The 11,209-nt window shown below is 71.3% G+C and carries 12 protein-coding genes; 3 read left to right on the top strand and 9 right to left on the bottom strand.

Features of this window, described 5'->3' with window-relative positions; translation table 11 throughout:
• Positions 1-140: 140 nt before the first annotated feature.
• From ACAM52_RS07080 to ACAM52_RS07070, 3 genes are read right to left on the bottom strand one after another with little or no spacing between them, the layout of a single operon-like run.
• On the bottom strand, positions 141-1,142 hold the full coding sequence (locus ACAM52_RS07080) for a FecR domain-containing protein (protein ID WP_369646540.1): 1,002 nt from the start codon (positions 1,140-1,142) through the stop codon (positions 141-143).
• Positions 1,129-1,689: an RNA polymerase sigma factor gene (locus tag ACAM52_RS07075; protein WP_095745876.1), complete on the bottom strand. Its 561-nt coding sequence runs from the start codon at positions 1,687-1,689 to the stop codon at positions 1,129-1,131. Before ACAM52_RS07075 ends, ACAM52_RS07080 begins: the two co-directional genes overlap by 14 nt.
• 5 nt (positions 1,690-1,694) lie before the next feature.
• Positions 1,695-2,417, bottom strand: a complete 723-nt coding sequence (locus ACAM52_RS07070) for a secretin and TonB N-terminal domain-containing protein (protein WP_369646539.1) — start codon at positions 2,415-2,417, stop codon at positions 1,695-1,697.
• A gap of 236 nt (positions 2,418-2,653) precedes the next feature.
• Between ACAM52_RS07070 and ACAM52_RS07065 the strand changes: the two genes are divergently transcribed.
• Complete coding sequence (locus ACAM52_RS07065; RefSeq protein WP_369646538.1) at positions 2,654-3,025, top strand: hypothetical protein; 372 nt, start codon at positions 2,654-2,656, stop codon at positions 3,023-3,025.
• Positions 3,026-3,269: 244 nt separating this feature from the next.
• On the opposite strand, the gene ACAM52_RS07060 is transcribed toward ACAM52_RS07065, so the two are convergent.
• Positions 3,270-3,527 (bottom strand): hypothetical protein, encoded by a 258-nt coding sequence (locus ACAM52_RS07060; protein WP_095947032.1) that lies wholly within the window; start codon positions 3,525-3,527, stop codon positions 3,270-3,272.
• Between the two features lie 266 nt (positions 3,528-3,793).
• Here ACAM52_RS07060 and ACAM52_RS07055 point away from each other — a divergent pair, with 266 nt between their 5' ends.
• On the top strand, positions 3,794-4,114 hold the full coding sequence (locus tag ACAM52_RS07055) for a hypothetical protein (RefSeq protein ID WP_062482657.1): 321 nt from the start codon (positions 3,794-3,796) through the stop codon (positions 4,112-4,114).
• A 9-nt stretch (positions 4,115-4,123) separates the two neighbouring features.
• Here ACAM52_RS07055 and ACAM52_RS07050 read toward each other — a convergent pair whose 3' ends face one another.
• On the bottom strand, positions 4,124-4,621 hold the full coding sequence (locus ACAM52_RS07050; RefSeq protein WP_062482660.1) for a low molecular weight phosphatase family protein: 498 nt from the start codon (positions 4,619-4,621) through the stop codon (positions 4,124-4,126).
• Positions 4,622-4,770: 149 nt separating this feature from the next.
• Between ACAM52_RS07050 and ACAM52_RS07045 the strand changes: the two genes are divergently transcribed.
• Entirely contained in the window at positions 4,771-4,905 is a 135-nt protein-coding gene (locus ACAM52_RS07045) for a hypothetical protein (protein WP_260684871.1), read from the top strand.
• Between the two features lie 60 nt (positions 4,906-4,965).
• Here ACAM52_RS07045 and ACAM52_RS07040 read toward each other — a convergent pair whose 3' ends face one another.
• The 4 genes from ACAM52_RS07040 to ACAM52_RS07025 are packed head-to-tail and all read right to left on the bottom strand — an operon-like array spanning position 4,966 to position 11,201.
• Complete coding sequence (locus tag ACAM52_RS07040) at positions 4,966-7,089, bottom strand: HlyD family efflux transporter periplasmic adaptor subunit (protein WP_369646537.1); 2,124 nt, start codon at positions 7,087-7,089, stop codon at positions 4,966-4,968.
• Positions 7,083-8,435, bottom strand: coding sequence for an efflux RND transporter periplasmic adaptor subunit (locus ACAM52_RS07035; RefSeq protein ID WP_369646536.1), 1,353 nt, complete (start codon positions 8,433-8,435; stop codon positions 7,083-7,085). The genes ACAM52_RS07040 and ACAM52_RS07035 overlap by 7 nt, the downstream gene beginning before the upstream one ends.
• 28 nt (positions 8,436-8,463) lie before the next feature.
• Positions 8,464-9,261 (bottom strand): efflux RND transporter periplasmic adaptor subunit, encoded by a 798-nt coding sequence (locus ACAM52_RS07030; protein WP_369646535.1) that lies wholly within the window; start codon positions 9,259-9,261, stop codon positions 8,464-8,466.
• 14 nt (positions 9,262-9,275) lie between these two features.
• A complete protein-coding gene (locus tag ACAM52_RS07025) occupies positions 9,276-11,201 on the bottom strand; it encodes a TolC family protein (protein WP_369646534.1) in 1,926 nt (641 codons plus the stop codon).
• Positions 11,202-11,209 lie beyond the last annotated feature (8 nt).

Raw genomic sequence — 11,209 nt, 5'->3', positions numbered from 1 at the left:
GGTTCGTGTTTCGTTGCTCGATCGGGGCCACGAAGCGCAAGGGCCCGTGGACTACCGAGCTATGACAGCGAAGGTCCGGCGCGACTGCACCATGTCACGAAATCTTCACGAACGCGCGGATCGGCACACTGCAACGCGCCTCAGGCGCTGGCGGCGCCCAGCAGCACGATGCCGCCGGGCAGCTGCGTGAGTTCGGCGCCGTACACGTCGCGCACCAGGAAGGCCACGTCGTCCAGCCGGTCGATGGAGAAGCTGGCCTGCACGCGGCTGCGGCCCAGCGCCTCGTTCGTGAGGATGAGCCGGCCGTGGCGGTAGCGGTTGACCTCGGCCACCACCTGCGACAGCGGCACCTGGTCGAACACCAGCTGGCGGCGGCGCCAGGCGACGACGGGGCCGGTGTCCACGCCGGTGACGACGCCGAGCCCCGCGGGGCCGTAGCGCAGCTGCCGGCCTGCGTCGATCCGCGCCTGCTGCGTGCCCTGCGCCACGTCGACCTGGCCCGCCAGGCAGGTCACGCAGACCTCGCCGTCGAGGTGGCGGATGTTGAAGCGCGCGCGCGTCGCCGACACCGTGCCGCCGCCCGCCGCGACCGTGACGCGCGCCGAGGCCGGGCCGCCGGCGAGCACCTCGGCCTCGCCGGACACCAGCTCGATGGCTTCGCTCGCGCTCTCCGTCGCGCCGCGCCGCAGGTTGATGCGCGTCTGCGTGTTCATCTGCAGCACCACGCCGTCGCCCATGGCGACCTCGCGCTGCTCGCCGGTGGCGGTGCGGTAGTCGTCGCCCCACTCGGTGACCGAGGGCCACAGCGCCAGCGGCGGCGACACCGCGAGGTAGGCGACCGACGCCGCGACCGCACCGCCCAGGAAGGTGCGGCGGCCGGGCACCGGCAGACGGCGGTGGGCCGCCTCGCGCGCTTCCTGCTGGCGCACGCGCTGCGCGGCCGGCGCCATGGCCTGCCACACGTGGCGTGCCTGCACGAAGGCCTGCGCGTGGTCGCGGCTGCGCGCGCACCAGCGCCGGAAGGCCTGGGCGTCGTCTTCGGTGGCCTGTTGCGAGCCGAGCCGCACCACCCAGGCTTGCGCTTCGCGTTGCAGGGTCTGCTTCATGGCCTCGGTCGCCTGGGGTTCTTCAGCGGTCATCATGGGGAGACTGTTTTCCGGCGCCAGGACCGAAGCGCTGGATGAAATCCCGCCCGAGCCGCTCGCAGCAATGTTCCAGGCCGGCGCGCAATTCCTTCTCGACGGTGCGCGCCGACACGCCATAGCGCGCCGCGATGTCCTTGTGCGGCATCTCGTCGACGCGCGCGGCCAGCACGATGGCGCGGCGGCGGCGCGGCAGCTCGGCCAGCGCGCGCTCGAGCGCCTCGAGTTCGTTGCGCGCCTCGGCGCCGCGCGCGGGATCGGCGGCCTCGTCGGCCATGTCGTACAGCGCCTCGACCTCGCCCACGCTCAGCAGCCGCGAATTGCTCTTGCGCTGGTCTTCCGCGACGTTGAGCGCGATGCGGAACAAATAGGCCGAGGGGTAGCGCACGGCGCTGCGCACGGTCGAGTTCTCCACGCGCAGGTAGGCCTCCTGCAGCGCGTCGTTGGCGAGGTCTTCCGAACCGAGGCGGTGGTGCAGGTGCTTGCGGAACTGCGCATAGCGCGCGAGGAACAGCGCGCGCAGCGAGGCCTTGATCGATTCGGACATGCGACTCAGCCTGCGCGCGCGCGCAGGTACGGCCGGCAATCGCGCGCCGGGTCGGGGCGCGGGGTCAGCAGCAGCGTGACGGGTTGCGGCAGCGCGGCCGGCGGCGGCGTGTCCAGGCCGAGCGTGCGCAGGCTGGCGAGCACCGTGGCATCGCGCGCCGGCACCCCGCTGCCCTCGAGCAGGCGGGCCTCGGTGACGGCGCCCGCCGGGTCGATCCACAACTGGACCGCGAGCCGGTAGCGGCCGAAGGCGTCGGGCTGCGCGATGCACAGCACGCGCGTGACCGCCCCCTGCAGCACGGCCGCGTAGGCCTGCAAGGCCGGGACATTGCCGGCCGTGGGGGCGCCCGCCGACACGCGTTCGTCGGGGGCGGCGGTCGCCGGCTGTGTCGGCACGAGCGTGAATGCGCTGGCGCCGGTGTAGCGCGCCACCAGCCCGGTGCCCACGAGCATCCGCTGCAGCGCGTCGCGCGGTGCGAAATCGCCCTGCACCGGCGACGCCTCGCGGCCGTCGGTGAGGCGGCTGGTGACGAGCACCGAATGCCCGGTGAGGTGGCCGAAGACGGCGAGGGAGCGCGCCAACGGCTGCGCCGGCAGGTCGAAATGCAGCGCCGGCGCGTCGCTCGCCATGTCGTCGGCTGCCGCGGCGTGGGCGGCGCACATCACCAGCGCCATGACCAGGCACCAGGACAGTGTCAGGCCACCGCCCGATGCGGAAGTACGTGTCATGTGACGGAGGATCAACAGCAGCAACGAAGGGTCTGGAAAGCGGCCGTCCGCCGTGCGGCCCGGGTGAGCGTGCGGGCGAGACTAGCGACCGTGCATGACCGACATGTGACGTTTCGTTCACACTTCCGAGCTCGCGAGATTCCGTCTTCTTCCTGACTTGCGCGCGGTCCAGACTGCCGGGTTGGCCGTGATCGCGGTACGGCGTTTCTTCTTCTTTTTTTTCCTGGGGTGCAACGATGCGCGTCGGTGTGTGGCTGTTCGGCGTGATGCTCTCGGTGATCGGCACTGGCGCGGCGGCGCAGACGCCGCCCTCCGGTGGCGGCGAAGCCGACGGCAGCTGCGTCGAAGTGGTGGTGAACGGCGAGCGCACGCCCGCCTACGACTGCCTGACCCGCAAGCTCGCGCCCACGATGCCGGCACGCGCGCCGGACGACACGGCGCCCGGGCTGGCGTCGGAAGCGATCACGCAGCGGCCGGGCAATCAGCTGGGCTTGTTCAACCGCGCGGCGACCGGGCATCGCATGGGCAACACCTTCGGCACCTCGGTGCATCCGCAGCGTCCGCCGCCGGCGGTTTACACCTCGCCGCTGCTGCCGGCGCGGCCCTGAGCGGCGGCATGCGGGAAAAGAGGCCGGGCGTTCAGAGTTGCTGGGTCACCAGCACCACGAACCCGGCCAGCGAAATGGCGACGCCCATGGCTTTCCTGAAGGTCTTCAACATGTCGTGTGCTCCATCGGTGAGATCCGTGAGCCTCGATGGTGCGCCGCTTGCGGGCGCTGCGGGTTTGGCAATCCCGATGGCCGGGATAGAAAAACTTCAACCGCGGGCTGCGGCGGGTGCGGATGAACCCGGTCAGCTCGCCCGTGCGCCGGTCCGGGCTTCGGCGAGCGACAGGCGCTCGCGGGCGAACTGGCTGGCCCGCAGGCGCACGCGCGCGAGCGCGGCGTCCAGCGAGGGCTGTTGCATGAAGACGAGCACGCCGCGCTTGAGCCCACGCAGGCGGAGTTCGGCCACGCCGGCATAGCGGCCGCCGGTGGTCTGGCGGATGTCGATCTCGCTGGACCAACCGTCGGAAAGTTCGACGAAAAGATGTTGCTGTGTGGCGCTCATGTCAGTGAGGAGCTTAGGGCTACTGCCGGCGCCGCCCTAGGACATAGTTCCTAGGTATTAGCATTTAATTTCGTTTAATAACAATTTCACGCGCTTCGCGCAAAGGGACACCATGTGTGAACATCCGCATGACTTTCGGCACTCGCGCCGAAACAGCGTGCCATCTAGGATGGAGCGGCCGTGATCCGTCTCCCTCTTTCTGCGCATCCTCCCGACCGGCCTGCCCCGCAGGTCGACACCGTCCGCCCCGATTTCCGCGCCGCCGCATGAAGGACGAGATCCACTCCGCCGAGCACCTCTACACCATCGAAGTCGAGGGCCGCAACGTCACGGTGCGCGACGTGATGGTGGCGGCATTCACCTACCGCATCAAACTCGAGGAACTGCTCGGCTCGCCCCGGCAGGTCGCGCACTGCTACCGGCTCTGGCGCCGGCTCGAGCGGCTCGACGAGCCCCCCATGACCCGCCTGGACATCAAGTACGCCACCGCGTGGCGCGACGCGCATGCGCAGGCCTGGCAGGTGGCGCAGGTGTTTCTCACCGACCCGCACACCAAGACCTTCGTGCTGCGGCTCGCCGCGCCCTAGCGGAGCGCGTCAGCGCATGTGCGCCATGTCGCGGATGTCGGAGCGCAGCGCGCTGCGGTCGGCGCCCACGAGCGGCAGGTTGACCAGCAATTCGAGCCGGCGGCGCAGCGAATACAGCACCTGCAGCGCGCCATGCGCCGCGTCGTCCGGGCCGGTGTTGGCGCCGGCCACGTCGGGGTAAGGCCACAGGGCCGCATCGGGCTGGCCGGGCCAGCGCGGTTGCAGCGGTTCGAGCGCGGGGTCGAGCGTGATGACGACATCGGCGTTGTGCGATCCCGCGCGCGCCAGCAGGTCCCAGCTGCGCGGCGGCGAGGTCGGCAAGGCCATGCCGGCGCTGCCCAAGGCCTCGACGGCCGCGGGATGCACGTCCGCCGCCAGCCGCCCCGGCTGCCCGCACGAGCGCACCGAAAAGCGCTTCGCATCGAGGTGGGCAAGACAGGCCTCGGCCAGCACGCTGCGCAGCGAATTGCGCCGCGAGACAAAGACAACCTCGATCCGTTTCTGCATGGTCGAACGACTATAGCCACGCCGTGTGGCAGGTGGGTGCCGAAACACAGGGACCCTTTTGCAGACGCCTGTTTACCCCGGACCTGCAGACATGACAAATAAGTGTAAACACTCGTAAACCTTGCGGGATGGGTCGGCGTTAGAACCGCATGACAACCGACCCCTCCCTCGTTGTGCTTGCTTTCCTGGTCGGTCTTGCCGCGGGCGTGACGCTCATGAGCATGCTGGCAGTCCTGCGTTCCGACCAGGACCGCCTGCCGCGCTCCGAGCACACCCGGCTGTAAGGCAGACCGCGGGCATCGCCTGCCGGCACGTGGCCGGTCGGCGCAAGCGGGCGCGCTTGTTCAGAACCCCGACTGCTCGATCAGCACCGAGGTCGCCGCATGGATCCAGCGGCGGACCAGGCTCTCGCGGGTGCCTTCGAAATGCGCGCGCACCTCGCGCACCCCGTCGACCGGCGCGTCGTCTTCTCCCTCCACCGTCACGCGGAACCAGGCTTCGGCCGGACGCAGGTCTTTCTTCTGCGCGGTCGGGTTGAGCGCGATCGGGCCGCCGTGGTCCTGTGCCAGCAGCAGGTGCGGCAGCCGGCGCACCGGGCTGTTGTCGATGGCGCGCACCTGCCCTTCGAGCTTGCGCGTGCGGCCCTTCACGAGGATCACCGCGCGGCTGCCAGCCGCCAGGCGCTGGCGGTCGTGCTCGGGCACCAGCGCTTCCACGCGCCAGCGCCGCCCGTCGACCACCATCGCCATGAGCTGCGACGGCGCCACCCACGTGCCGGACTGCAGCAGCGGATCGACGTCGCGCAGCGTGCCACCGTGCGCCGCCACCAGCCGCAGGCGCAGCAGCTCGGCGTCGCGCGCGCGGCGTTCGGTGTCCCAACGGCTGGCCTGCTGCTCGGCCAGCACCTGCTGCGCCGCCGGTCGCTCTTCCAGGCCCATGGCGCCGCGCGCCGCGCGCGCGTAGGCGCTGGACATCACGCGCGCCTTCTCGCGCTCCTCGGTCTGGCCGGGCGCTTCGAGCGTGACCAGCGACTGCCCCGCCGCCACGGCCGCGCCGTCGTTCGCTTCCATCGCCGCCAGCCGCGCCGCGTAAGGCGAGAAAACGGGCTGCTCGACGCCGGCCCGGATCACGCCCGGCGCCGAGATGCCGCCGTGCCACGGCACCAGCAGCACCGCCGCGATGAGCACGAGCAGCAGCGCCGCCTCGACGCGCCGCCGTGGCTTGATCTCGCCGCGCCGCGCATGCCACACGCGCAGCTCGGCCATCACCGGCCGCACCACGAACACACCCATCTCGACCACGAACAGGAACACACCCAGCGCCTTGAAGAACGCGTGATACACCACGACCGCGATGCCGATGAACAGCACCAGCCGGTAGACCCAGGTGGCGAACGCGAAGGCGATGAGAAAGCGGCGAAAGCCCGGCGTCAGCGTCTCGGGCGACGGATCTTCGAAGCCCAGCAGCCAGCGCCGCAGCGCACGCTTGGCCTGCTGCCCGGCACGTTCGTGCAGGCCCGGAAAATCCAGCGCATCGGTCAGCATGTAGTAGCCGTCGAAGCGCATGAAGGGGCTGGCGTTCACCGCGAGCGTCAGCACCCAGGCCGTGGTCGCCAAAAAGAACAGCGCGTTGCGCAGGTCGCCGTCGGGCATGAAGGCCCACAGCAGCGTCGACCACGCGGCCAGCACCAGCTCGGCGCAGATGCCGGCCGACGCAATGGCCAGGCGGTGCCGCGAGCGCGCCAGTTTCCAGCTCTCGCCGGTGTCGGTGTAGGCCATCGGCCACATCACGAGCAGCGCGACGCCCATGTGCCCCACGCGCACGCCGTGGCGCGTGGACATGAGCGCGTGCCCCATCTCGTGCAGCAGCTTCGACACCACGAGCGCGCCCGCAAAGCCCAGAACGCCTTCCCAGCTGATGGCGCCGCGCAGCTGGGCCGCCACCGTGTCCCACTGCCGCGCGGCCAGCAACATGCCGACGCCGGCGGCAAGCGCGCTGAGCGCCACGAACCAGCGGCTGTAGAGCCACTCGACCCAGGGCAGCATCTTCTCGAGCAGCCGCGCCGGCCGCACCAGCGGAATGCGCACGAACAGGTAGTTGTTGAGCAGCCAGCGCCAGGCCGGCATCGGCGGCTTGCGGCGCACGGTGCGCAGCAGCTGGTGCTGTTCGAGAAAGCCTTGGAAGCGCGCCACGTCGTCGGCGTCGGGTGCCAGCGGGGTATCGCGTTCGATCGCCTGCGCGATGCGCGCGGCGTCGGCCATCGGCCAGCGCTGCAGGATCTCGAACTCCAGCCAGCCGATGCGAAAGAACAGGTTGCGCACCGGGTCGCACACGTGCCAGGCCGGCGAGCCGTCGCCGTTGGCGCCGGCCGGATGGATCTGCAGTTCCTCGCGCAATGCCGGCCACGGCGGCGGCGATGCAGCACCCGCAGGGGCGCCACGGCCTGCGGGCGCCGTGCCGCTCAGCATCCGCACCACTCCCGCGCCGCCGCGAACGGCCGGCGCAGCAGCAGGTAGCCGAGCACGGTCCATTCGCCCGAAACGCGCGCCGTGCCGCGCAGGCCGATGCGCGCCACGCCCGAGGGCTCGCTCAGGTGGCCGCGCAGCTGGTAGCTCGCCACGCCGTTGGGCGCCTCGACCGCCTGGTAGCCGGCGTGGTCGAGCCGGGCCGACACCGGGTCCAGCGGCGCCACGCGCAGGAACAGGGTCATGGGCGCGCCCGGCGCCAGGTTGACCGCCTCGCTCACCGGCGCCCAGGCCTGCACGCCGAGCACGGCCGGGTCGGCCAGCAGACCGACGCGCTCGCCGGTCTGCACCGGACGGCCAGCCCAGTCGTCGGGGTCGGAGTACACGAACACGCCCGCCGCCGGCGCCTTGATCTGCAGCTGCGCCACTTCGCGCTGCAGCGCGCTCACCTCCACCTCGCGCTCGCGCAGCTTGCCTTCGGCCAGGCTCAGCTCGGCCTTGGCCGACTGCGACTCGATGGCCCGCTGCGAAGCCTGGTGCAGCTCCAGCCGCGCGGTCGACAGCGCCGCGCGCGCCACGGCCAGGCGGTTGTCCAGTGTGGTGTCGTCGAGCTCGGCGATGGTCTGGTCGGCCACCACCGGCGTGTTGGGCGGCACGGTCATGCGGCGGATCACGCCGTCGCGCGGCGAGGCGATCACCTGGCTGCGCGTGGAGATCACCTCGGCCTGCAGCAGCGCGTACTCGCGCACCGGCACCAGGAGCGCCAGCGGCAGCAGCGCCAGCGCCCAGCGCAGCGGCTTGCGCGCCCACGCGTCATGCAGCAGCGTGCCGATGGAGCGGCGGCGACCGGTCAGCGCCCACCACGCATGGCCGTACATCGCGCTCGCTTGCAGCAGCAGGAACTCGGGCGCCTTGGCGTCGAACTCGGTGGGCCACGGCGCCTCGCGCGCCAGGAACAACGCGGCGCGCGCGCGGCCGTCGGGGTCGGTCATGGGCAGCACCCACACCTGGTCGGGCAGCCAGTCGGCCCATGACGCGGCGAGCGCGGGCGGCAGCATGCCGGGCGACAACGCCAGCACGCGCGCGGCGGCCGGCAGTTCGGCCAGCCGCGCCTTCAGGTGGTCGGCCACCGAGGCCAGCCACAGCGCATAGGGCGAATCGGACTCCACATCGGCCAGCCCCGAATGCGCCACCAGCCGCGTGCGGCGCGCGCCGAAGAAGCCGACCAGCGCGGCCTGCCGGTACGGCGCGATCGCGTGGGTCTCGTTGCAGATCAGGAAGGCCAGGTCGGCCGGGCGCTGCGCCGCGCGCACCTTGGCGGCCAGCGCATGGAACGCGAGATCGGTCACGACGCTCCGCCCTTGCCGCGCGCGGCGCTCATCCCCTGCCGACCGGCGCGCGCACCTGCCCGCTCATGCCCGGCAGCACCTGGCCGGCCGCGTCGCCCGCGAGCTCGGCCTCGATCTCGATGGTCTGGCTCACCGCGTCCACGCGGCCCGACACGCGCGTGACCTTCAACACCACCGCGGCGCCGGTCTCGTCGACCGTGGCGTCCAGGCGCTGGCCGGTCTTCAGCCACGCGAGCCATTGCGAGGGCACGTTCATGCGCGCCTTCAATGGGCCATTGCCGACCAGCTCGACCACCGGCGCGCCGGGGTTCACGCCCTGCCCTACCTTCACATGCACGCGCGCCACCTTGCCGGCGAACGGCGCCACGAAATTGCACTGCGCGATCTGCGCGTCGAAGATGCGGACCTGGCTCTGCGCCTTGTTCACGTTGGCTGCCGCCAGCTCGACCTCGATCTCGGCCGCCGACTGCAGGCCCTGCAGCTTCAGCTTGCCCACGTACTGCACCTTGGCGGCCTCGTGCTCGGCCCGCGCGGCGGCGCGGCGCGCCTGGATCTCGTCGCATTCGTAGGCGGCCAGCACCTGGCCCGCGCGCACGGTGTCGCCCAGGCTCACCGGCACCTTCGCGAAGCGGCCCGGGGCCGAGGCCGAGAGCACGCTTTCCTGCGCGGCCACCACGAGAAAACGCACCGGCGCCAGGTTGCCCGGCGCACCCGCCGGGGCGCTGCGCGGCGCGGGCGCCGGCTGGGCGCCGGCCTGCAGGGCACCGCCCAGCGCACAGGCCAGGAGCACGCCGATGCGAAGCGCGGAGAAGGACGACGGTTTCAAGGGCGGGCTCGCTTTCACTTCTGCGTCACCGTGGCGCCCGTGCGCGCGAGGCGCCGCACGTCCGTGATCACCGACAGCGTCGCCGCCTCGGCGAAGGCGCTCACGGCGCTTTCGGTCGTCACGGCCGGCACGTAGCTCGCGTAGTTCTGCGACAGCAACTCGCGCCCACCCGGCTCGGCCAGCGTGAGCCGCCACTGGGCGCGCGTGGTGCCGCGCTGCTGCGGCACGTTGCGCTGGAAGGCCAGCGTGAGCACGAGGGCATCGGCCGACCCCGAGGACACCAGCTCGTTGCGCGTGACGATGCGCTCGACCGCGCTGCGCACCGCCGCTTCGCTCACGCCCGACGGCAGGTCGCGCACCCGCACGCTCACCGGCCGGTTGCGCACCGGAATCAGCGCCGCTTCGAGGAACACCGCCTTCTCGCCTTCGGCCATGCTCTGCTCGATGGCCTTGGCGACGGTCTTGATGTCGGTGCTGGCCACGGTGGCCGGCATCAGGTCGATGCCGACCGAGTTGAGCACCCGGCCGTACGAGGTCTGCGTGGCCGCATAGGCCGTGGCCAGCTGGAAGCGCGACACCAGCGCGCGCGCATCGACGCGCAGCGCCTCGAGCTCGCTCTCGAGCTGGTTGCTGGCGCCGGCGCGCGCCACGCTGGCCATGCGCTGGTCGACGCGGCTGGATTCGGCCGCCAGCTCCTGGTCGACCACCGCCAGCTTGTAGCGCTCGGCCGACACGCGCACCTGCGTGACCACCGCCATGGTCAGCGCCAGGCGGCGGGCTTCGTCGGTCTTCTTGCGTGCGTCGTTGGTGCGGTTGATGGCCGGGATGGCCGCCAGCCGGAACAGGTCCATCGACAGGCTCACGCCCGCGTCGCTCCAGTTGCTGTTGTAGAGGAGGGAGTTGGAGTCGTAGCGCGCCCCGGCGTACAGGTTCAGGCTGGGGAACAGCGAGGCGATCTGCTTCTTGGTCTCGGCGATGCCGATGCGCGCCTTGTAGTCTTCCTCGCGCAGCTCGGCGCGGTTTTCCAGCGCGGCGACCTCGAGCTTGTCGATGTCCAGCGTGACCGGCGCGCGACCGTCCTGCGGCCCTTCGACCAGCGTGAAGTCGACGCCCGGCGGCAGGCTCATGAGCGCGGCCAGCTCGCGTTTGGCGAACTGCATCTCCTGGCGCTTGGCGTTGACCAGCGACATCGCATCGAGCAGCGCACGCTGGTAGGCCAGGCCCTGCGCAGGCGGCAGCACGCCGGCGCGCTCGGCCTCGCGCGACTTCTTCAGGGCGTCCTCGATGCGCACGGCCAGCCGGTCGGCGTCGCCGATGAGCTGCTGCGCGCCGATGGCGCGCCAGTAGGCGCTGCGCACGTCCTGCGCGATGTTCTGCAGGATCTTGCGGCGGCGCTCCTCCGAGATGTTGACTTCGTCGGCCGCCTGCTTGGCGCGGAAGTAGCTGATGCCGAAGTCGAGCGCGTTCCACGACAGCGTGGCGCGGCCGTAGTAGTGCGAGCGCTGCTCCGAGGTCGAGGGCCGCAGGCTCACCACGCGGTCCTCGATGCCGATGCTGGTGCCGCCCGAGTCGTTGCTGCGGTCGTTGTAGCCGGCGTCGGCCACCAGCTTGGGCAGCATGTCGGCGGCCGACACGTCGAGCAGGCCGCGCGCCAGGGCCGACTCCATGAGCTTGAGGCGGTAGTCGGCGTTGTACTTGAGCGCGCGGGCCAGCACTTCGGAATAGGTCATGGGCGTGGCGACCGCGGCCTGGTCCTTGTAGAGCTGCTTCTGGTCGTGGCGCACGCGCACCACGATCTCGTCGCGCGTGAGCTGCACCGGCGTCATGCTGCAGCCGGCCAGCATCAGCGCGGCCGCGGCGGCAGTCCACGACAGGGGGAAACGGAAGGTCGACGCGGGTTGCTTGTGAATGTCGGTCATGGTGCTCGATGGGTAGGACATGGTTCGAT

This window comes from Variovorax sp. V118 (assembly GCF_041154445.1).
Taxonomy (GTDB): Bacteria; Pseudomonadota; Gammaproteobacteria; order Burkholderiales; family Burkholderiaceae_C; genus Variovorax; species Variovorax boronicumulans.
The sequence above is the reverse complement of the archived record's forward strand: the minus strand, read 5'-3'. Positions and strand labels throughout refer to the sequence as shown.